The 22,727-nt window shown below is 63.6% G+C and carries 14 protein-coding genes and 1 CRISPR repeat array; of the genes, 6 read left to right on the top strand and 8 right to left on the bottom strand.

Translation table 11 applies throughout. From position 1 onward, the window contains the following. From cas7b to C458_RS01060, 4 genes are all read right to left on the bottom strand, one after another. Nucleotides 1–1,080: a type I-B CRISPR-associated protein Cas7/Csh2 gene (cas7b, locus tag C458_RS01045; protein ID WP_008572454.1), complete on the bottom strand. Its 1,080-nt coding sequence runs from the start codon at nucleotides 1,078–1,080 to the stop codon at nucleotides 1–3. 1 nt (nucleotide 1,081) lies between these two features. Next, nucleotides 1,082–3,244 (bottom strand): type I-B CRISPR-associated protein Cas8b/Csh1, encoded by a 2,163-nt coding sequence (gene cas8b / locus C458_RS01050; protein ID WP_008572456.1) that lies wholly within the window; start codon nucleotides 3,242–3,244, stop codon nucleotides 1,082–1,084. Beyond that, nucleotides 3,231–4,037: a CRISPR-associated endoribonuclease Cas6 gene (gene cas6 / locus C458_RS01055; RefSeq protein ID WP_008578786.1), complete on the bottom strand. Its 807-nt coding sequence runs from the start codon at nucleotides 4,035–4,037 to the stop codon at nucleotides 3,231–3,233. Before cas6 ends, cas8b begins: the two co-directional genes overlap by 14 nt. 158 nt (nucleotides 4,038–4,195) lie before the next feature. Then, nucleotides 4,196–5,572: a CRISPR direct-repeat array (repeat unit 30 nt; unit sequence GCTTCAATCCCACAAGGGTTCGTCTGAAAC). Nucleotides 5,573–5,722: 150 nt separating this feature from the next. Then, nucleotides 5,723–7,573 carry an asparagine synthase-related protein gene (locus C458_RS01060; protein WP_008572460.1) on the bottom strand — a complete coding sequence of 617 codons (1,851 nt, stop codon included), beginning with the start codon at nucleotides 7,571–7,573 and terminating at the stop codon, nucleotides 5,723–5,725. 305 nt (nucleotides 7,574–7,878) lie between these two features. On the opposite strand from C458_RS01060, the gene C458_RS01065 reads away from it, so the two are divergent. Further along, nucleotides 7,879–9,681 (top strand): hypothetical protein, encoded by a 1,803-nt coding sequence (locus C458_RS01065; protein ID WP_008572463.1) that lies wholly within the window; start codon nucleotides 7,879–7,881, stop codon nucleotides 9,679–9,681. A gap of 156 nt (nucleotides 9,682–9,837) precedes the next feature. On the opposite strand, the gene C458_RS01070 is transcribed toward C458_RS01065, so the two are convergent. Beyond that, on the bottom strand, nucleotides 9,838–10,164 hold the full coding sequence (locus tag C458_RS01070; RefSeq protein ID WP_008572465.1) for a NifU family protein: 327 nt from the start codon (nucleotides 10,162–10,164) through the stop codon (nucleotides 9,838–9,840). Nucleotides 10,165–10,612: 448 nt separating this feature from the next. On the opposite strand from C458_RS01070, the gene C458_RS01075 reads away from it, so the two are divergent. Continuing rightward, a complete protein-coding gene (locus C458_RS01075; RefSeq protein ID WP_008572466.1) occupies nucleotides 10,613–12,133 on the top strand; it encodes a lipopolysaccharide biosynthesis protein in 1,521 nt (506 codons plus the stop codon). A gap of 454 nt (nucleotides 12,134–12,587) precedes the next feature. After that, nucleotides 12,588–15,326: a hypothetical protein gene (locus C458_RS01080; RefSeq protein WP_008572467.1), complete on the top strand. Its 2,739-nt coding sequence runs from the start codon at nucleotides 12,588–12,590 to the stop codon at nucleotides 15,324–15,326. Between the two features lie 192 nt (nucleotides 15,327–15,518). Here the strand turns inward: C458_RS01080 and C458_RS01085 are convergent, their stop codons facing one another. The 3 genes from C458_RS01085 to C458_RS01095 form a co-directional block, all read right to left on the bottom strand. Continuing rightward, nucleotides 15,519–16,568, bottom strand: coding sequence for a DUF1616 domain-containing protein (locus C458_RS01085; protein WP_008578782.1), 1,050 nt, complete (start codon nucleotides 16,566–16,568; stop codon nucleotides 15,519–15,521). Nucleotides 16,569–16,641: 73 nt separating this feature from the next. Then, complete coding sequence (locus C458_RS01090) at nucleotides 16,642–17,763, bottom strand: glycosyltransferase family 2 protein (RefSeq protein WP_008572469.1); 1,122 nt, start codon at nucleotides 17,761–17,763, stop codon at nucleotides 16,642–16,644. A 345-nt stretch (nucleotides 17,764–18,108) separates the two neighbouring features. Next, nucleotides 18,109–19,365: a polysaccharide deacetylase family protein gene (locus tag C458_RS01095; protein ID WP_008572470.1), complete on the bottom strand. Its 1,257-nt coding sequence runs from the start codon at nucleotides 19,363–19,365 to the stop codon at nucleotides 18,109–18,111. Between the two features lie 393 nt (nucleotides 19,366–19,758). Between C458_RS01095 and C458_RS01100 the strand changes: the two genes are divergently transcribed. The 3 genes from C458_RS01100 to C458_RS01110 all read left to right on the top strand — a co-directional run bounded on the left by C458_RS01100 (nucleotide 19,759) and on the right by C458_RS01110 (nucleotide 21,965). Then, on the top strand, nucleotides 19,759–21,192 hold the full coding sequence (locus C458_RS01100; RefSeq protein ID WP_008572471.1) for a twin-arginine translocation signal domain-containing protein: 1,434 nt from the start codon (nucleotides 19,759–19,761) through the stop codon (nucleotides 21,190–21,192). Nucleotides 21,193–21,264: 72 nt separating this feature from the next. Then, nucleotides 21,265–21,540 carry a hypothetical protein gene (locus tag C458_RS01105; protein WP_008572472.1) on the top strand — a complete coding sequence of 92 codons (276 nt, stop codon included), beginning with the start codon at nucleotides 21,265–21,267 and terminating at the stop codon, nucleotides 21,538–21,540. Continuing rightward, nucleotides 21,537–21,965, top strand: a complete 429-nt coding sequence (locus tag C458_RS01110) for a type II toxin-antitoxin system VapC family toxin (RefSeq protein ID WP_008572473.1) — start codon at nucleotides 21,537–21,539, stop codon at nucleotides 21,963–21,965. The genes C458_RS01105 and C458_RS01110 overlap by 4 nt, the downstream gene beginning before the upstream one ends. The last annotated feature ends 762 nt before the right edge of the window (nucleotides 21,966–22,727 follow it).

The raw sequence follows: 22,727 nt of genomic DNA on the forward strand, positions 1-22,727 counted from the left end.
TTATGCGGCGTCGCCAGTCGGAAGCGTCTCGGTGTGTTCCTCGTAGACGTCGACGACCTCGACGGCGTCGTCGCCCACGGCCTCGCGAAGCGCCCCGTACAGGAGCTCGGAACTCCCCACGTCTCCGTCGTACGAGATGTCGAGGATATCGCTCGCGACGATTCGAATCCGGTTAATCCGGGCACTCGCGGCCGCCAGTCGGTCGATGAATCCGTCGATTTCGAGGGTGAGGTCCCGAACCGTTCGGAGTTCCTCGTCCGGCTTGGAACGGTCGTCGTCGAGGACGAGGTCCCTGTCGAGACCGCCGAGGTGGAAACTCTCGTCGGCGTACTCGACGCGGCAGTAGAGCCGCGGTTCCTGACCGACTTTGCTTCGGCTTATGGTCTGATTCTTGATGGCTCGCCAACAGAGCGTGTCGAGTCGCTCGACGTCGCCGACGGTGAGGTTCGTGTCGGCGGCACCGTGTTCGTCGACGAGTCCGTGGAACCGGATGAGTCCGTACTGTATCCGGTGGTCGTCGAGGTCGAACCCTCCCTGCTGTTTGTTATCCTGCGTGGCGATAACGCTCGTGAGACTGTCGTACTCCTCGTTTTCGTTGACCGCGTGCATCGACTTCCCCGGCGAGAACTGCACGGGGCCGGTGAAGTGGTCGGGGAGGTGCTTTGCGTACACGTCGTCGGTATCGACGGACATCGTCGCGCCGAAGTATCGAACGTCGACGCTGTTGTCGAGGAACCCGCCGAACACGTCGTTTCGGAACCGCTCTGCTTCGTCGCCATCGTCGAGATCGTATTCGTCCGGTTCGACGTCTTTGAGGCGGTCTTCGAGGAGTTTACCCCGCGTGTACTGGTTCCCCTCGCGCTGGACGTTCCTGATGTAGACGCCGTGACCGTCGTCGTCCAACTGGTCGCGGAGATAGCGTTTCAGCCGAACGTCGGTGACGATGGCCTGTTGGGTCTGCGGGTCGATTCGCGGCCGGTTAGAGCCGCTGAGCGGATTCCCGTTCGGATTCGCGTCGACCGCGTCGTACAGGAAGACGATTTCCGAGCGGTTCGTGACGGCGTCGTTCGTGTCTGACATCTTAGTATTCCTCGTCGGCGGGGAGTTCGTCGTTCGCGTCGCTGCTCTGTTGGTTCCAGTCGGGATGGTCGTTCATGCCGTAGGTCACGCCGAGGGCGTAGTAGAAGCGGAGGTCGTCGGTGTCGATTTGCCAGTCGTCGGGGTCGGGGTCGAGAACCGTCTCTCGGAGTCGGTCGACGATGTGCTCGGCTTTCGTCCCTGGGTAGCTCTTTCCTTTCTTTTTTTCTTGGCGCGTGTAAGTCAGGGTCTTGGCGACGGTCTCCTGAGTGACTTTCTTGATTCGCGCTCGCGTGATTGACTTGACCGGGTACTGGTCGACGAGCGTCGTGGACCGGTCCTCGGAGTACTCCTGGTAACTTCCGATGTCTCCGACGAGCGCACCGAGAAGGAACGCCCCCCGGCGCTCGCTGGTCACGGAGTCTTCGTCGTCGTCGTGTGCCGGCGAGAGCGCGGGCGTCTCGTTGATGAACGATTCGAGTTTCTGTTCGGCGGGGGAGCCCCCGTCGGCGATAAGGATTTCGTCTAGTGTTGGCATCGTCAATCTCCCGTAGGTCGGTTCGCGGGTAATCCGGATTTTCGCGGGGTCGTTCGTCTTCAACAGTTCGAGTTCGCCATCGGCGAGCGCACAGAGCTGTGCAAACTGGCTGGCGACCAGAAACGACGGAAACCCCTCGAAGTCGTCGTCTGACTCCCCGTCGATGATTCGGGTGACGTACTCTTCGAGCAGCACGTCGACGGCTATCGCGTCTCCGCTCAGTACGCTCACGAGCGCTTCGATTCGCGGGTCGTCCGCGTCCGCTTCGGCGTCGTCCCGCTCTGCGAACGTCTGATAGAAGTACCACCCTGTCGAAACCGCGTGGAGTTGGTCGTCGTTCACCGACAGCAGCCCCCACTTGTCGTTTTTCGGGAGTGGTGCCGTCCAGTCGGTGTCCGAGTTGAACGCGGACGCGTCTCGGACGAATCGATTGTGGGTGAACGCGAGTTCTTTCGGATAGTGTAAGCGGCCGTTCAGCGTTTCACCGAAGACGTCATACCTGGACATCTGGTGTGGCATGACCGCCGAGACGTAGAACCGGAGCCTCGTGTCGGCGTCGTCGAGTTCTCGTTCCTCCATGTACGCCTGCTCGATTGGTGTCGCGTCACCGCCGTCTTCGACTGCACTAAACAGCATCTCGTAGAGGCGATACACTCGCTCTGGCGTCAGCCGTCCGAAGAAATACGGCAGATAGTACACTTTCGCACCGAACGTCCGATACGTACACGCCTCGACGAACGCCTCGGCGTTCATCACCGTTACTGCGGCGTCCTCCGAGATTGGGTGGGCACGCCACGCGTTTTCGATATCCAGCCCCGGGAACTTTTCGAGTTGCTTGCCAAGGAAGTAGTTCTGTGGATCTTCCGCGGTTCCAACCGTTCGGGAGGGTCGCCCGGTTACGATATCGGTCGCATCTCCCGATGAGTCGTCGGCCTTGTTCTTCGTGACGAGTTTCGATAGTTTGCGTTGGCGCATCGCCTCGTTGAACGCGGCGATGTCGCCGGGCCATCGATAGTCGCCATCTCGTTCGGTCTTTACTTGGACCGTCAACAGCGCGGTTGCAGATTCACCACCTAACGCTCGAACGACCGCTTCTTCGATGGCTTCGAGCGCAGCGTCCCGTGTTCCAAGCTCAGCGAGACGGTCGATAACCCAGCCGTCCGGGTGTTCACTGGCAGCAGTCGCGACGACGTCGTCGGTCGCCCATTTCGTGAGCCGTTCTTTGGCGTATCGCGCGAGCTTTTCGGGGTCGCTGTTTCGTCCGGCTTGATGGGTGATACTGTGGTCGATTCCGCGCGCAGCCGGGTATTTTGAGTGTCCTACCTGTTGAATCAGGTCTTCCGTGTACCGCGTCACCAGTACTGGCCCACGGGCATCGTCGGCTAACTGTGGTTCGTCTCTCGAGAGATCGACGCGAACGACGATGAGACTGTCGTCCGTGTCTACGAGGTCCCGTGCCGCATCCGGTGTGAGATACGGGGCGTACTCTCCGCCACCCGTCGTGGCGAGCGTGTAGAGTTTCCCGTAGAGGTACTGCAAATCGCGGAGCGAGCCGACCGGTGAATCCGGGAGCTCGTCGACCAACTCGTCTTCTGGATATCGGTCGCGAAACTCGCTAGGCGAAAGCATCGCGCTCCTCTCCCATCGTCTCACCCGGACGAGTTCGCTCTGCAACGTTCATGAATCCGAGTCCGAGCGAGTTTCGCTCTCCCAGCCCGCAGTCGAGCGCGAGGTTCAGATGTCTCCGGTGGTCGTCGTCTCGAACGGTGTATTCGAACTTCCACTTGCTCAGGACGTAGGTCATCTCTTGTCCCTCGGTCACGGTCAACGGAAGTGCGAAGGTCTTCAATAGCTCGTAGCCGTCGAACAACTCGCCCGAGACCTCGCTCGGTCCGGGGAGATGGTCGTGAGCGAATCGGTCGTGTTTCTGGTCGAGGTTCGCCTCCAACTGCTCTCGAAGTGGGGCCGTGGTGTGTTCCGGCCGCCAGAACGTCGCGGTATCGCCACCGGGATGGTCGATTCCGTACTCGTCGCACCGCCACGGCGGGATTCGAATGAGGAGCCCGGTCCCGGTTTCGAGCGTCCCCCTGGTCCCTGGCTCGCCCACGTCGGGTTCGAGGGATGTTACCTCGTCGACGTGAAACGGCATCTCACCGACGTTGAACTCTCGGTCGTCGAGCAGATTCGCCGCCACGTTCGCGAGTAGTTCCTCGTCGGGAGACGCGACCAGCAACTTCCGGTCGTCACCTTCCCGCATATTTCGAGGCGGAAACGGATTCGAGTAGGCGAATCCCGGCGGCTCGCCGGAATCGTGTCGTTCTCCGTAGACCGTCCCGTCGAGCGCGTTCCAGATTCGCCCGCGAATCTTGTGATGGTAATCGTTCTGATACGCGGCGTCGGAACGCGCTGATAAGTGAGCCATAATCCGCACCGTTACCCGACGCCTCCTTGTGTACTCATTGCTGTCTCCACGGTTGTTGGCTACTCGACATAAAGTTATTCCCGTCATTTGACGGGTCCGCAATAATTGAAATTAGAATTGACTGTTCGGGTGATTGTTTTCGTTGGATGGTTTTCTCTGCTTCAATCCCACAAGGGTTCGTCTGAAACGGTGTCCGGGGCTGACTGCTCGTCTTCGAGCTCGTGCTTCAATCCCACAAGGGTTCGTCTGAAACGCCGGCACCGCGGTCATCTCGGCCGCCAACTCGACGCTGCTTCAATCCCACAAGGGTTCGTCTGAAACACTCCGGCAGTACGACCCGGACACCGACACATGGCCGCTTCAATCCCACAAGGGTTCGTCTGAAACGGGCGACGACTACCAGGTCGGCGTCCGCGTCAAGCTGCTTCAATCCCACAAGGGTTCGTCTGAAACGCCAGCCTCGCGCTCGAACGCCTCCTCTGCCGAGTCGCTTCAATCCCACAAGGGTTCGTCTGAAACATTGACTATTGTACGTGACCGAGACGGCCGCCGTGGCTTCAATCCCACAAGGGTTCGTCTGAAACACGCGTCAACATCGTGTTCCGTCTCTTGACGAAGCCGCTTCAATCCCACAAGGGTTCGTCTGAAACTCGGACCGCCCGGCTGGGTGTGGGCGCATGGGCTGTCCGCTTCAATCCCACAAGGGTTCGTCTGAAACAACGTTCACCCGACCTACGGTTCTGATGCAGTAAAAAAGCTTCAATCCCACAAGGGTTCGTCTGAAACACCCGCGAGGAAGATGAACAGTACGGCGAAGAAATAGCTTCAATCCCACAAGGGTTCGTCTGAAACTGTCGAGGTAGTTCCCGATTGGCGTGTTGCCGCGATCGCTTCAATCCCACAAGGGTTCGTCTGAAACGGGCGGCCGTATAGAACTGTTCAACGAGCTGCAGGCTTCAATCCCACAAGGGTTCGTCTGAAACACTCTCGGAATGTAAATACTGCTCTCGGCACAGAGCTTCAATCCCACAAGGGTTCGTCTGAAACGTGAAAGCCCCGAGGTGTCCAGTTCCATCCCGAATGCTTCAATCCCACAAGGGTTCGTCTGAAACTGGTGACGCTGTCGGCCGAGGCGGCAAAGTACGGCGCTTCAATCCCACAAGGGTTCGTCTGAAACTGACGTTGACTGTGGGGGCGGCGACTAATGCCGAAGCTTCAATCCCACAAGGGTTCGTCTGAAACGCGCGTGGTGGCCGCCGGTAGCTATTTTCAAAGCGGCTTCAATCCCACAAGGGTTCGTCTGAAACNGCTTCAATCCCACAAGGGTTCGTCTGAAACGCGCGTGGTGGCCGCCGGTAGCTATTTTCAAAGCGGCTTCAATCCCACAAGGGTTCGTCTGAAACTATTGTCCCAGTCTTCGACATCGGCCACGCACGCGTCGCTTCAATCCCACAAGGGTTCGTCTGAAACCCGGCGCGGGACTCTACATCAAGGACAAGCTCCTCGCTTCAATCCCACAAGGGTTCGTCTGAAACCGTCCCGAAATCACGGGCGTAACGTCGCGTACGAACCGAATTCAAAAGAACGTTTCCGTCGACCCTCAGTAGTCCTCGCTCCCCCGGGGGTCGACGGAAACGAATCTCAGTTCCACACGACTGGACAGTCCATCGAGTGGTTCGAGTAACTCAGTCGGCCGGTTGCGGCGCGTCTTCGGCTTCCGCCGCACCGACGGAACCCTCCTCGACGCCGCGATCTTCGCGGTCGATATACTTGCGGACCCAGAGTTCGCCGGTGATGATGCCGGAGATGGCGCTCATGTGTTCGGCTTCGCCCGTGCGTTCCTCGCGTTGGAGGCGACGAATTTCGGCGGCGTCGAAGTACGGACGCTCGCACGCGGAGTCGAGTAGGTCGTCGATGCGCTCGCGGAGCGCGCGGTTCGTCCGGTACCAGTCGCCGATGGTGGAGCGGCCGCCGTAGGTGTGGACGTCACCGACGAGGCGCTCGCGGATGCGGTCGACGGAGGTGCCGACGACGAAGCCGGCGGCGTGTTGCCACATCGGGCGCGCCGGCGGCACTTTCGTCCGTTCGTAGGGGATGGCCGCGAGTCGGCTGTCGAGGCGGCGGACCAGTTCGACCTTCGGGTAGGCCGTTCCGGCGGGAACCTTCCCGTTGGTGAGTGGAATCGAGCCGACGCGGTGCGACAGCGGCATCCGCGTCACGGCTTCGAGGAACTCGGTGTCGCTGAACGGGACTCGGGTGCCGGCCTGGCTCTCGGCGATGGGGTTGCTGGCGAAGTCGCACCGCGGGAAGTAGTTGCGGTAGTAGCAGTCCATCGCGGTGCTGAAGAGGTCCGGCTGGTCGCTCTTGCGAACCTCCTCTCGGTAGGTCGTCATCGGGTCGAACTCCGTCCGCAGGAGCCGGCGGGCGTCGTCCACGTCGATGCGGTGTTTCGCGCGGTAGAGCGCCGCCTCGGGCGACTTGCTCCCCTCGACGGCGGCTCGGCCGATGCCGTCGCCCATCATCCCGCCCTGTCCGCAGCCCTCGATGAGCACGTCGGGCATGTCCTCGATGTTGAACACGTTCGCGAGGTTGACGAACGTGGAGAGACCGACCATCCCGCTGGTCAGTTGGACCGATTTGTCGAGCGAGTCGACGAGGGCGTCGGACTCGACCGGCACGCGCCGGTTTTCGAGGCCGAGCACCGCAGAAACCTTCGCGGCGAGTTCGAGGTTGCTCCCGTTCGCGGGGTTCGAGTCGTAGGTGTAGGTCGTGAGGTCGTGGTAGCGGCTGAGCTCCCCGGCCATCGAGCGACTGTCGAGGCCGCCGGAGAGCCACAGGCCGATGTCGCCGTCTATCGTGTCGGCCATGTCGGCGATGACGTCCTGATAGGCCGCGGTGAGGTCGTCGAGGTAGGAGTCGTCGGGGCTCTGTTCGAACGTGTGATGCCAGTAGGTGTCGAGCTCGGGCCCCGCGTCGGCCCGGTAGTCGAGGACGGTCCCCGAGGGGAGGAACTTCACGCCCTGCACGAGCGTCTTGTCGCCCCAGACGTGCCCGATCATGAGCAGGTCGCTGATGGCGCGTTCGTCGACCTGCGGGTCGTCGAGGAGGGTCGTCAGCGCGCCGACTTCGGTCCCGAAGGCGAACGGCTCGCCCGCGACGTAGAAGCACTGTCGCGTCCCGAGTTTGTCGCTGGCGAGCACGACGCGCTCGTCGTCGCCGTCGACGCCGACGACGAGGAACGAGCCGTCGAGTTCGGGGAGGAGCGCGTGCGGCTCCTCGAACAGTCGCTCGAACAGCCCGTCTACGTCGAGTTCGAGTTCGTCGAGGTTCGTCACCGCGCCGTATATCGCTCCCACGCGCGGGCCGTCCTCCCAGACGGTACAGCCCTCGGGGTCTCTCGCGCCGTGGTGGAGCACCGAGACGCCGAAGCGGCCGGTCGACCGCGCCGCCGACTCGTACCAGTCTTCGCGGTGGAGTTCGGCCGCGCAGGCGTCGAGCGTCGCCGCGTCGAGCGCGCCGCCGACGAAGCCGGTCATCGACGGCCCTCGCGTTCGGTTCGCCCGGCGGTCTGCGGCGTGACTGCTGTGAGTGACATCGTTGTCCGATATCCGCGTGCGTCGGGTTTTGTTATCACGCACCTATACGGCCGCGTGGCGGTGTCGAACGCCGCCGAACCGAACGGTAGCTCGGCTTCGTCGGGCCTCTGTGCCGGCCGGACCCTCGGCGTTCGTCTGTTCGGCGCGCGACGCCCGAAGAAAAACACCGGGAAGAACACCTCTCACGCCGCCTGAGTCGATTACACGCTCAATAACAAACTACGCGACTCGCCTTCTCTCACGGGATGACGCAACGTGATTCGCGGCTCACGAGAACGCTCCTCCTCGTCGGATTTCTCGCGATAGCCGTCGGCATCCTCGTCGCTCGCACGTCGCCAGCGCGCGCGTACGAGGTCTCGATTTACCAGTCGACCCCGGCGGTGTTCTGGGTCGGCGTGGCGGTGGCGGTGCTGACCGCGCTGGTCGTGGTCGTTCGCGCCCCGAACAGTCGGTTCGCGGCCGGCGGGGTGGCGCTGGCGGCGCTCGCGATAGCCGCGGTCTCCGCCCTCCCGCTCGTCCGAGCGTACCACTTCTACGGGTTCAACGACTCGCTGACGCACCTCGGCTGGGCGAAGTCGCTCGTCTCCGAGACGCTGACGCCGCTGGACATCGTCTACCCGAGCGGCCACGTCTCGGCGGGGATGGTCAGCGCCGCCCTCGGCGTCGAAATCACTACCGCGATGATGCTGGTGGTGTTTTTCGTCTCGGCCGTCTACCTCGTGTTCGTCCCGCTCCTGGTCTCGCTCGTCGTTTCCGACCGGCGGGCGGTCCTCATCGCCGTGTTCTCGGCGCTGTTGTTCCTGCCGGTGAACCTCAACGGCTTCAAGCTCATGTTCTTCCCGTACTCGATGGCGTCGTTCCTCGGCTTGGTGCTTCTGTACCTCTTCTTCAAGCACCAGTTCTCCGGCACCGACGCCGTCGAGAGCCGGTGGCGCGGCCACGTCACGCCCGTCTCCGTCTTGTTCGCCATCGGGACGGTCGCGCTGGTGTCGTACCATCTGCAAGTCGCCGTCAACTATCTCGTGTTGTTCGCCGTCGCCGCGGGCATCCAGCTCGTCCAGCGCTGGCGGACCCCGGATGCCGTCGCTGAACAGCGCCCGGTGTACGGCCTGACGCTCGTCTTCGCCGCGGCGTTCGTCTACTGGCTGACGCAGTACACGGTCGGCTTTTCGACCGGCGGCCTGTTCGTCGAAGGGATACTCGGCATCCTCTCGGGAAGTTCCGAGGCCGGGACGGCCATCTCCCAGCGCACCGGCTCCGTCACAGCCGTCGGCGGCGGTATCTTCGACGTGTTCGTGAAGCTGTTCCTCGTGAACGCGGTGTACGCCCTGATAACTCTCGGTGTCTTCCTCGGCGTCCTGTTCGGGCGGTTCTCGCGGCTGTCGGCTCAGGGCCGGTCGGTCCTGCGGACGCTGACGTTCAGCCTCGTCGTGTTGGTGCCGTACTTCTTCGCGCACCTCCTCGGAGTCATCTCGGAGACGAACTTCTTCTTCCGACACGTCGGCTTCGCGATGATTCTGTCGACCGTCGTCGGGAGCGTCGGGCTGTTCTACGCCTTCGAGTGGCTCTCGGGGACGGAGTACTGGTCGAAGTACGGGGCGGCGGTCAGGACGGGCGCGCCCGTCGCGTTGGCGCTCGTCATCGGGCTCACGCTCATGGTGCTGTTCCCGTCGCCGTACATCTACCTGCCGTCGAACCACGTCCCCGCTCAGCAGATCGGAGCGTACGACACCGCGTTCGGGATGTCGGACGAGGATATTCGGTACGTGGGCATCCGCGGGAACCCCGACCGCTTCGTCGACGCGCTGCCCGACAGCCCCACGCCGGCGCTCGGTTTCACGACGCCGGACGAGGCACTCACCGACCTGCCGAGTTACTACGACGGCCCGCGATATCTGATGGTCTCGAAGACCGATCACGACCGCGAGGTGGTCGCGTACCGCGAGCTCCGCTACTCCGAGGCGAACCTCACCGCGGTCCAGAATCAGCCGAACGTGAACCGCGTCATGTCGAACGGCGCGGCCGACCTCTACTACGTGTCCGGGTAGCGACACCGAGTCCGAGTTTTCGTTTTTCGCCGCCGTAGCTGCTGCCGTCGATTTCGCCGCTCCGGCCGGTGCCGCCGCTGTCTCTTCCGTTCGGTCGCTCGCCCGCTTCGACCCGCGGGTCAGAAAAACGAGGGGAGGTGTCGACGCCCCACCGGCTCAGAACGGCGGGTTGTAGTCCTCGTACTCCTCCATCTGGTCCATCTCGTCGGTCTTCGACGGCATCACGGCGGCCCGCGGGCCGCTGGCCTGTCGCACGGTCACTTCGGAGATGTCGTCGACCTCGGCGGCGATGCGCTGTTTGATGGCCTTCATCGTCATCGGCGCGATGCCGCATCCGGAGCACGCCCCGCCGATTGCGATGGTGACCTCGCCCGTCTCGTCGTCCACGTCTTCGATTTCGAAGTGCCCGCCGTGTTCCTGAATCTGCGGGACGTTGTTGCTCAGGTAGTTCCGGGTTCGTCGCTCGAGTGATTGCGCGCTCATATTACAGGTGAACGTACGGCTTTATTTATAATAAATCTGTCCTATTAGGGGTACCTAAATTAGGGGTATATAGCGCTTGCAGCGCGGTTTTAGGCGATACGAATATTTTATACTCTGATTCTTATCATTTTTCGCGTGGCCTAAAACTCCGCGACTTTCAACTTCCGCTTCGACTCCGGGAGCCCCCACACTCGTCGGCGTCCGTGGGCGTTGTCGTCCGGTCGCTCACCATCTCGATTCCCTCGGTCGCCGTCACTCGCCGTCCGGCCGTCGGGTCCGTCGTCCCGTCAAACAGCGCCTAATTCCCGCGGCCGCGGGGGCCGGGGCTCCCGCGGAATCCAGTAGCGAGTCAATAATTAATCGCCTCGTGAGCCGATGTGTAGCCGAGTGTTACCGTTCGTGAATACGCCGGGTCGTCGTCGAAGCGGCGTCCCGAGAGGTGCCTTCGATGAGAGATAGGATACGCTCGGTCGCCCGGACGATTCGCCGCCGGTTCGTTCCCGGCGACGACGACGGCGACCTCGCAGAGCGGACGGTGAAAAGCGGGATGTGGGTGTCGGCGATGAACGTCCTCGACCGGGTGCTGAAGGTCGTCATGTTCATCGTCCTCGCGCGACTGCTCGGCCCGGAGGCCATCGGGCTGATGGGCATCGCGCTGCTCACCATCTCGGCGCTTCTGAGCCTGACGAACCTCGGCATCGACGCCGCGCTCATCCAGCGCGTCGACGACGACGTCGACGACTACCTGAACACGACGTTCACGCTCGAACTCCTCCGCGGCCTGCTGATGAGTTCGATTCTCTACTTCGCGGCCCCGTCGCTCGCCTCGCTGTTCGGCGAGCCGGCCGCGCGGGACCTCATCCGCGCCATCGCCCTGGTCCCGATTTTCCTCGCGCTGCGGAACCCAGCGATGGTCTACTTCAAGAAGGACCTCGCGTTCCACAAGGAGTTCGCCTACCGGGTCAGCGGCACGACCGCCTACGTCGTTGTCGCGCTCGGCTACGCCGCGGTCAGCCCGACGGTCTGGGCGCTCATCTTCGGCTACCTCGCGGACGCGGGCGTCCGGTCGGTCGCGACCTACTTCCTGCACCCGTACCGCCCGCGTCCCGCGCTGAACCGGGCGTACGCCGCCGAGCTCATCGGCTACGGGAAGTGGGTCACGGGGTCGTCCATCGTCGAGTTCCTCTACGGGCAGGGCGACGACGCCGTCGTCGGCTGGCTCCTGACCGCGACCTCGCTCGGCTACTACCAGCTCGCCTACCGCATCTCCAACGCGCCGGCGACCGAAATCGCCGTCGTCGTCTCCAGCGTGATGTTCTCGACGTACTCGAAGCTCCAAGAGGACCAGCGCGCCCTCCGCGAGGCGTTCTTCAGCACCTTCCGGCTCACGGCGTTCGTCGCCCTGCCGATGTCGGTCGGCATCTACCTCGTCGCGCCCGCCTTCGTCGGCGCGTTCCTCGGTGCGGACTGGCTTCCGATGGTGCTCGCCATGCAGATTCTCGTCGCCTACGGGCTCTTTCGGACGCTCTTCGCGACGTTCAACCCCGTCTGGCGCGCCGTCGGCCGCCCCGACGTACAGACCAAACTGGGCTTCCTCCGAGTCGCCCTGCTCGCGATAGCCATCGTCCCCGCGACGAACGCCTACGGCATCGAGGGGACGGCCCTCGCGGTCACGGGCATCCTCGCGTTCCCGATGGTTCCGCTCTACGCGCGCGAGATGAAGCGAACGCTCGACACGACCTACCGACGGTTCCTCCGGGAGCTTTCCTATCCCGTCGCGGCCAGCGGCGCGATGGCGCTGGCGGTCCTCGCGGCGCAGAACCGCGTCGGGTCGCCGCTCGTCGAGTTCGCGCTCCTCGTTTCCATCGGCGTCGTCGCCTACGTCGTCAGCGCCGCGTCGCTCATGACGCTCTTCGACTGGCGGGTCAAACAGAACCTCCGGGAACTCGTCTCGGTGATGTCGAAGTGACGGCGTCGCCCGGCCGACTCGGCGGACCCGACGAGCGGTCGATTCGATTGACTCTCATTGCTAGCTGAACCTTCGACGTGAATCAAACCTATCAGAACCTCGTCAGAAAATGTGGGTGCGGTGAAACGAACGCCCTCGCAAGGTTCGGTGGGAGCGTAATTACCAGTTCATAGATTGATTATCCGACGAGTAGAGACGTTTCACGGGCCACGGCTGACTCGGTACGGGATACCGATTTACTCCGTATAGTCTCGATTAAGCGGTTGTTTCACGGACGCAATCCGCCCCATAACCATATTTGGTTGATACTATTATGTGAGAATATAAGGTGTGTCTTTGATATACAACTGGTAATTAACTGGGTTCCATCCGAATCAATCCCGAAAGTAACCGTAGCTAACTAGATTATACCCTGCAATAATGATTATCACCTTAACGAGGGCTTTCCTGAGATATGGTACGACTAACCGATGGAGACGACGACGAATCCGCCGCGGATTCGGACTCCATCCTCGAATCGCAACTCAACAGGCGGAACTACCTCAAACTCGGTGCGATGGCCGCATCGACTGCCCTCTCTGCCGGCGTCGCGTCGGCTGCGTCTGGACCAGAGGAGCGCTTCGGTATCCAATGGGACCGCGTCGTCAACGCGGTGGACGACCTTGGAATGGACCCCAACGGAAACGAACCGATAGACGACCAACTCGATTCCGCGTACGAGAGCGGGACGCTCATCGAATTCCCTCCGGGTGAGTACCTCGCCACCGAGACGCAGTACTGGAACGACGATGTCTCCCGCTTCGGGATGGTCGGCACCGGTAGCTCTCACAAGGACGTGCAGTTCGTCTTCCCGTCGGGCAACAACGGCGAGAAGTACCGGTTCCTCGAAATCACGAGCGGGGACCACCACGTCCTGAAGAACTTCTCCATCCAGCAGACCGACGACGACACCACCACGGCGGACATCTGGATGATAAACGACGACGGCGGCCTTATCGAAGACGTCGAGTGGCTCGGTCGCACCCCCACCGACAACGACGCTCGCCGCCAGCTCCTCGCGTACGACTGTTCCTCCGTCGACGGCGTGAACGTCGCCCGCCGCGTCTACATGCGCGAGGGCGCTGAACTTCCGGGCTACCCCGACGGCGTCGCGGGCATCCGCGTGCAGGGCGGTTCCGTCGGCGAGATTCGCCTCGTCGACTGCCACATCGAACAGCGCGGGTCGTCGTCGTTCCGCGCGACCCACACTCGCGGCGTCCTCCGCGTCGAGGGCGGGCTGTTCAAGAACAACGACAACACGAACATGCGCATCTCCGCGGGCGACCATCCGACCAAGACCTCGTGGATTAAGGGCGCGACCGTCATCATGGACGCGGACAACCTCAACGAGCACGCCCGCGACGGCGACAGCCTCGACAGCCCCGAGGGGCTCCGCATCGACTCCACCGGCAACGGGTACGCGGGCGTCCTCATCGAGGACTGCGACTTCATCTTCAAGTCCTGCCCCACCTCGCGCGGCGTCGTCTCGTCGCCGACGTGGGCCGGCCACGGCGGCTTCACCCTGCGCAACTGCCGCATCCAGAACGACACGTCGGTCCAGACGATTCACGCCGATTCCGTCGACACCGACACCGCGGACAAGCCGTGGGGTGTGAACCTCGAAAACGTCTCCATCACGGGCAGCACGCGGTCTCAGCCCGCCGGCGCGGCGGTCTGCATCGACAACGACCGCAACGGCTCGACCGTCCAGAACAGCTGTATCCACTTCCCGAACGGCGACGTGGACGGCGTCCTCGTCAACGACGCCACGAACTGCGAAATCGTGGACTCGAACATCAACGTCACCGGGCAGGCGACGGTGTTCAGCGGGGCCGACGTGGACACGAGCAACATCACGAGCGGCGATTCCTGTCCGCTTCCCAGCGCCGACGGGAGCACCGGCGGCGACTCGTCGACAACCGACGACTCGACGGATTCGACGACGGATTCGACGACGGACGACAGCACGACCGAACCCCTCCCGAACGAGCTTCGCCTCGTCGGCACGGGCACGACGACCCAGTACGAGTTCACGGTGACGGACTCGCTCCAGGCGTCGGGCGACACCATCGAGGAGTGGGACGACATCGAAAGCGGCACCGCGACCGGTTGGATTACGACCGACGGCGTCGAAGACGCCTATACGTTCTCCGGCGACATCGACTCGTTTTCCTTCCTCGAAGGCGAGTCCGAGATTCACGTCAACGGCGAGCGGGTGACCGAGAGTACCGTCACGGGTGCGACGAGCGACTCGTCGACCGACGGCTCGACGGATTCGAGCACGGACGGTTCGACCGACGACTCCACGACCGACCTCTCGCACGAACTGCGTCTCGTCGGTACGGGCACGCAGACCCAGTACGAGTTCACCGTCAGCGACGCGCTCGAAGCCGCCGGCGACACCATCGAGACGTGGGACACCATCGACGGCACCGCCGCCAGCGGGTGGATTACGACCGCGGGCGTCGAGGACACGTTCAACTTCGCTGGAAGCGTCACCTCCTTCGGCTTCGTCGAGGGCGAGGCCGAGATTTACGTCGACGGCGAGCGGGTGACCGAGAGTACCGTCACGGACGCCGTGACCGACTCGGGCACGGACGGTTCGACCGACTCGGGCACGGACGGTTCGACGGATTCGACCGACGACACCACCGACAGTCAGAACGAACTGCGCCTCGTCGGCACCGGTGCCGAGACGCAGTACGAGGTCACGGTTAGCGGCACGCTCGAAGCCTCGGGCGACACCATCGAACAGTGGGACGACGTGTCCGAAAGCTCCGCGACGGGCTGGGTGACCACCGAGGGCGTCGAGGACGTGTACGCCTTCACGGGCACGATTACGTCGCTGTCGTTCCTCGAAGGCGAGGCCGAGGTCTACGTCAACGGTACGCGGGTCGACCCCGCCGTGTTCTCCCTGCCGAACACCCTCGTCGTCGAGGGCGACGGCACGGAGACGACGTACGACTTCATGGTCTCCGGCGACATCCTGAACGACCCGCTCGTCGGGCCGACGGAGAGCGACGACAGCCTCACCAACGGCAAGGCGAAGGGGTCGGTCACGGACGGTATCGACGCCTTCCGGTTCTCGGGCGACATCACGAAGATGAACCTGGCCGGCGACGCGGCGCTGACGTTCGAAGACAACGACGGCTGAGGCGACGCGGGAAAACGACACGACGGCACAGCACGGACACAGAAACTACGCGCGGCGCGCCGCTCGCGCGGTGACGCCGCAGACGACAGAGGCACCCACGTTCGCATTCCGACGCGGTTTTTTCGATGCTCTACTCGACGACCGAGCGACCGCCAGCTTCGCCGGGGCCGACGCGCCGCGGGCGAGTTCGCGTTACGCGTCGTCGCCCGCGTCGTCCGCGCCGCCGGCGGTCGGCTCTTCGGTCACGGTGACCCAGACGTACGCCGAGCGGTACGCCGTCTCGGTGCTCGGCTCCGCCGGCGCGTCGCCCTCGTACAGGAAGTAGGTGAGCCGGAGGTCCTCGCCGGTCAGCGCCGGGGCGAAGCTGTGGCGGGTCCGCCACGTCTCGCCGTCTTCGACGGTCTCCGTCCGCGACCCGAGGACTTGCCGTTCGACGACCGTCACCTCGCCGTTCGACCGCTCGACTCGCTGGAGTTCGGCCACGAGCGTGTAGCTCGTTGCCTCGCCCTCGGCGTTCCCGACGGAGACGAATAGGTCGGTCTGTTCGTTGACCGTCAGCGCTTCGGGGTAGTCGGCGGCGACGAACTCCCCCCCGGCGTCCCGTGTGAGAAGCGACAGGCTCGAATACGACTCGCCCGCCCCCGGCGCGACGAGCGCGTAGCTCAGGCTCGCGACGGCCACGATGACCGCGAAAGCGAGCGCGACGTTCAGAAGCGAGTCCACCCGCGAGGGCTGGTCGAACGACCGAACCACGTCGGCGTACCAGCGACGCATCGGAACGCGGAACCGCTCTGCTTCGGGGAGTCGCTGCCGCCGGGCTTCGCCGGCCGCGAGGCCGACGACGATGACCGCCGCCAGCGCGAGGAGGACGGGCGCGGTGTCCAACCCGACGCCGGTCCAGAGGAGCGTCAGCCCGACGACCGGCAGCAGCGCGACGCTCATTCCGAAGGCGAGCGCGAGGCGCTCCGTGAGGCTGAGGTTGGGCTGCCACTCGAACCGACCGAACGACGGTCCCTCGGTGGGCGCGTCCGACGACCCGGCGGGAAACAGCGCGAGCAACAGCGCGTACCCGGGGAGAAACAGCAGTACGGGGAGTCCGACGAGCGCTTGGACGGTCGGAACGACGTTGAGCGCCGCGACGAGACTACTCGCAACGACGATTACCAGCGCGAAGGGCACGTCCAGCGAGAGTTCGCCGAGCGCCCGGTTTAACCGTCCTTTGCCGTGTGATGTAGACCCCATTACTGGATAGATGACGCGACTAGGCTGTTGTTATTGAGCGCCTCACGCCCCCGATTTCGGCGGTACGAGGTGACTAACCTCCGAGTACCTCGCGGTCTGCGACACCGTCGGTCTCGCTGTCTCCCCGCTGGTCGCTCTTGTCGTCGCCGCCGACGCGAGACGACCGCGAGTCGCTCGGTTCGTCCCGCTCGAACGACGCGGACGGTGCCGCCGCGACCCGTAATCGCTCGTTCTCGCGGCTGTCGAAGAGCATCGCGCCACCGAGGGATGCGAAACCGGCGACGGCCCCGGCGAGCGACAGCCGACCCGGACGCTCTCCCGACGCGACGCCGCCGACCAGTCGGAGCACGCCGGCGAGGACGCCCACGACGCCGAGCGCGTAGAGGACCGCCACCGGATGGACCCCACCGTCGAGATATCGAACGCGGAGCCGCCAGAGGAAGTCCCTGAGCAGGAGGAACGACAGTCCGGGGACGAACGTCGAGTACCTGATGCCGCTTTCCTCGTCGCCGTAGCGGGCGCGCATCGGCACGGTCGCGACGCGTTTCCCCGCGACGTTCAGGTGCACGAGCAGGTCGTTCAGGAAACCGTACTGGTCGTACAGCCGGTCGAACTCCAACTCCGAGAGCGCGTCCGCCGAGACGGCCGTGTAGCCGTTCTGCGGGTCGCGGATGTGCCAGTAGCCGCTGGCGATGCGCGTCAGGCCCGACAACAGGAGGTTGCCGAACAGCCGCCACGGCGGCATCCCCCGGCGGGTGTCCCGCGCGGCGAGTCGGTCGCCGACGGCGTAGTCGGCGTCCCCGTCGACGACGGGGTCGATGATGGCGGGCATGATGTCCGGGTCCATCTGGCCGTCGCCGTCCATCACGACGACGATGTCCATCCCGTCGACGAGGGCACGCTCGTAGCCGGTTTTGACGGCCGCGCCGCGCCCGCGGTTGACCGCGTGTCGAATCGGAACGACGCGCCGGTCGAGCGACGCGCCGCCGTCGGCCGCGGCGACGACGGGCGCGGCCTCCCGTTCGTTCGCGCGCGCGGCGTGCCGCCGAATCACCGCCCACGTCCCGTCGGTCGAGCGGTCGTCGACGACGTAGGCGCGGTCGACGAACGCGGGGAGCGTGTCGATGACGCCGCCGACGAACCGCGCCTCGTCGTACGCGGGGACGACGACGCCCACGGCGTTACCGCGGTACATCGCCCCTCGCGTGCGACCCCTGTGTTGAACGCGGCGTGTCGACCGGTCCGCCGCCGTCGGGCGCGTCGTCCCGCGGCCGCGAATCGAGTTGGAGAGTGCGTAGGAACATCGATACTTCGACCCGCAGATTGGGCGGTTCGGGTCTTTGTTAGTCGTCAGCAACACGTACGTAAATGCGACTTTCAGGCGTTCCTGTCGGTCGGAACGGGTCTCTAACGTTCAGCGAGACGTGACTGACAGCATCCGTATCACGTCCGTCGAGACTATCTCGAAAATCAACATGTCGGCCGTGCTCGAATCGGTCTCCCGCGCTGCACGGGTCAGCGTTTCGGGCGAGTCGCCGCGTCAGACCGTGTCTCGAATCGACTCCCAGTAGCTCGACGCCGTGACCACGTCCAGCCCGAGTTCGTCCACGTAGTCAATCGTCTCGGCGAACGCCGCCGGGCTGACGGAGCGCCCCTTCCCGGTCACGTCGTGGTACATGAGCACCGCGAGCTGGTTGTACTGCGCGGCGAAGTCGAGCGCCTGCTTCGCCGTCTTCACGTCGTCGCCGTCGGTCCGGCCGACGATTTGCGGGTCGGAAACCGCACCCGTCGGTCCACCGACCGTCACGAACCCGAGGTAGTGGTAGTCGCTCGCGGCGTCGAGCGCCGATTCGTCGTACCGGCCGTACGGCCAGATGATGAAGTCGGCCCCGCGCTCGAACCCGTTTTCGACGAGCCACGCCTTCGACTCCCTGATGCTCGCGCGCTGGTCGACCGGCGAGAGGTCGCGGAACGAGTCCGACCGCTGGGGGTGGCTCACCATGTCCCAGCCGGCGTCGACCATCTCGTCCATCCCGTTCCGGGGAATGCGGTGGCTCGACCCCACGGTCCACGGGATGACGCCGACGACGCCGGGGAAGCCGTGGGACTCCAGTATCGGATACGCCGTATCGTACTGGCTCCGGGTGTTGTCGTCGAACGTTATCATCACCTTACCCGCGTCGGCCCGGGGTTTGGCACGGAGCGAGTCGACGTAGAACCGCGCCGTCGTGCCGCCGCCGGTGTACAACTGGATGCTTATCTCGGTGACGTTCGTCAGGTCCGGCGACCCGGTGACGCGCCGCGGCCCGAGGTCGAGGCGCTGCCAGCCCGCCCGCCAGATGTGGCGGCCGAGAAGCAGCGTGTTGTCGTAGTCGGGTGCGGCGAGGCGAACCGTGATACCCTCGGTGTCGGGCGTTTCGAGGTTGACCGCCAGCGAGAGGTCCGCCCCGGAGAGGTCGATACCGCCGTCGAACGCCCGGTAAATCCACACCCGTTCGTCGGCCGGCGTCGCTTCGAGCCGGAGCGACTGAGACCCGCAGTAGACGACGTCTTCCTCGACGGCGAGCCGCCCCGCGAACGTCTCCCACCGGCGCTCGTCCTCGAAGTCGTCGACGAGCCATCCCACGTCTCTGAACCGCTCGCGGCTGTTGAACGCGACCGCAAGCGGGTCGCCCGGCGCGTCGACGCTCGGGTCGTCGTAACTGAAGCGTGGGGTCGGAACTGGCGGCTCGCTGGTCGCGGTCGCCTCGGGCGTTCCGGCCGGTTCTCCACCCCTCGCGACACAGCCGCTGAGCACGGCGGCGCCCAGTCCGAGGTATGAACGCCGTGACAGATTCATACGGATAACTGTCGCCACGAGTGGATAGTAATGCGACTCGTAATTTCCATCGCCCCGGACTGAACGCGTCGAAAACTGCGGCGACGCCGGTTTTGTCCCGTGTTTTCGTACGTCTCCTTCCCCGGACTCGCCGCCACCGACGAGCCTTGATTCCGCGCCCCTCGCGACGTCAGCCACGGTTACACACCGTTTACCAATCACCTTCCCCGTCCAACTGACGGGAAACATGTGCAACCGATGTTGGTCCCTCTCTCTCCCGCTTTCATCTCGCCCTTCGAGACGACTCGACGCCGATGCACGGGCGCCCGATAGTCGCCCGGAACGCCGCGAGCGCACGGGGGTTCCCCGCCGGTGAAGCGCAGAACCTATCTGCGGACGCTCGGCGCGGTCGGCGTCGGGGCCGCGCTCGCCGGCTGTAACACGCCGGACGAGGAGACGCCGACCGAGACGCCGAGGCCGACCGAGGGGACGCCCACGCCGGAGCCGGAACTCACCGTCTTCGACGCGGTCGACGACCTCGGGATGGACCCGACGGGCCAAGAGCCGGTCGACGACATCCTCGACGGGGCGTACGGCGACGATACGGCCGTCGAGTTCCCGCCGGGCGAGTACCTCATCACCCGCGAGCACGACTGGGACCGCGGCGTCTCGAACTTCCAACTCGTCGGCCTCGGCGACTCGCACACGGACGTGCAGTTCGTCTTCCCGCCGGCGGACCCCGGCGAGCGGTTCCGGATGCTCCGCATCACGAGCGGGACGGACCACGTCCTGAAGAACTTCTCCATCCAGCAGACCGACGACGACACCACGAGCGCCGACATCTGGCTCGCCAACGACGACGGCGCGCTCATCGAGGACGTCGAGTGGCTCGGCCGCACTCCCACCGACAGCCACGCGCGCGACCAACTACTGCTGTTCGACTGCACCTCGGTCGAGGGCGTCAACGTCATCCGGCGCGTCTACATGCGCGAGGGCGCTGCGCTCCCCGGCTACCCGAACGGCGTCGCCGGGATTCGCATCACCGAGCGGTCGGTCGGTGAGGTCAGGATGATAGACTGCCACATCGAACAGCGGGGGTCGTCGTCGTTCCGCGCGACCCACACTCGCGGCGTCCTCCGCGTCGAGGGCGGACTGTTCAAGAACAACGACAACACGAACATGCGCATCTCCGCGGGCGACCACCCGACGAAGACCTCGTGGATTAAGGGCGCGACCGTCGTCGTCGACGCCGACAACCTCAACGAGCACGCCCGGGATGGGGACCGACTCGACAGCCCCGAGGGGCTCCGCATCGACTCGACGGGACACGGTTACACGGGCGTCCTCATCGAGGACTGCGACTTCGTCTACCGGTCGAGTCCGTCCTCGCCGGGCATCATCACCGTCCCGACCTACGGGAGCCACGGCGGTTTCACGATGCGTAACTGCCGCATCATCAACGACACCGGCGTCCAGACCATCTACGCGGGCCCGGTCGACACCGACATCGCGCGGGAGCCGTGGGGGATGGTCCTCGAAAACGTCACCATCTCGGGGGCGTGCGAGAGTCAGCCCTACGGCTCTGCGGTCGTCGTCGACGAGAACCGAAACGGCTCTCGCATCGTCGATAGCTGTATCTACCTGCCGAACGGCCGGGTCGGCGGCGTGCTCGTCAACCGCGCGTCCGACTGCGCTATCGAGCACTCCAGCATCAACGTCAGCGGCCCGCCGACCCGGGCCCGGGGCGTCGAACTCGCGCTCGACGACGTGTCCTACACCGCCACCTGCGCGTTCCGCGACGAGTGAGCGGGCGTCGGTCCGTATTCCTCCCTCGGATTGGTAGCAAACCTTACCCAGTAGCATGTTCTACCAACGGATATGGTCACGTCGGTGAAGATGGACGACGACACGAAATCCCGCCTCGAGCGGATACAGGCCGAAATTCGGCTGCAAACCGGGAAACGAGTGACGCAGCAGGAGGTCTTGGCGCGACTCGTCGAGAACGCCGTCGAGTCCAAGGCGGACCTCATCGACTCGTTCCGCGAGGAGCGCGTCCCGCTTTCGGAGTCCGAGCGCGAACAGTTCCACGACGGGATGGTCTCGTCCGGCATCACGACGACGGAAGAAGACATCGACGACGTGCTCTACGGATGAGCGTCTTCGTCGATACCGGCGTGTTCTTCGCCCACCACGATACGGATGCCGACCGGCACGACCAAGCCGTCAGCGCGTTCGACGAACTGTTCGACGGGGAGTTCGGACAGCCGTACACGAACGACTACGTTCTCGACGAGACGGTCACGCTCACGCGCGCTCGAACGGGTTCGTTCGAGGCTGCGGACACCGTCGCCAGTCGCATTCTCGGCGAGGACCCGTTTCCGAACGTGTTCGAGACGCTTCACGTCGACCCGGACGACGTCCGGGCGTCGCTGGAGACGCTCCGTCGATACGAGGACCACGACCTCAGCTTCACCGACGCGACCATCGTCTCGCTGTGTGAGTCTCGTGGCATCGACGCCGTGTTGAGTTTCGACACGGATTTCGATGGGCTCGTCGACCGCATCGAACCGGGGTACTAAGGTGTCAGTTCCGGGCTGTTCGAGCCGAATCAGTGGTGGCTCTCCTACTGCTTGGTATAAGTACTAGTCCAAGGATTCACTTTTTCTCATGGGTGCTTGTGAATCGAATTAGTGTCCACTACCAAGGATGCGACTATGCGGAAAGACTAAGGACCAAATAGGATATATTTGGGTAATGGTGAATTATCGTGGCAGATGATGATGAAGACAACCCTATCGTTTCTAATTCGAAAGCCTGCTTAGAATCTAATTGCACCTCTCGAGTGGGGAGACAACACGACTACTGCCCAAAGCATAGAGATTGATTAGTACTTGGTTGGTCCACCCACTATTGCTGGCGGGACCATTCATTCTCAGCCAGCTTTTAAAATTAATAGTTAACCCCGATAGCTTATCGAAGACGCCAACCTCTGAGAATGCGATTGGCGACGTTGATAAAACAGCTACGAGATCAATCGCAATTTTTTCTGTTGTATTAGTAGTGATTCGGTTCACTCTCCCGGATGGCACTGGACACAGATTGGACTCGTTGGAATCAACAGCAATCGTTTTTCTTACGCTCTCTGCGGGATTTTTAGTGATTGCATTTGTGCTGGAGTTATGGGGCTCCGTTACAGTCTTTCTTTTTAATTCGCAACTCACAGCGCATCGGTATGCTGGCTTATTGCTATTTAGTGGATTATACCCGATTCTGGAATTGAACGTTCAAGGACCTGTTCCGTCATCATTTGGTTTATTCGTTGTGATTGGCTGGTTCCTTTG

Source organism: Haloferax sp. ATCC BAA-644, from assembly GCF_000336975.1.
Taxonomy (GTDB): Archaea; Halobacteriota; Halobacteria; order Halobacteriales; family Haloferacaceae; genus Haloferax; species Haloferax volcanii.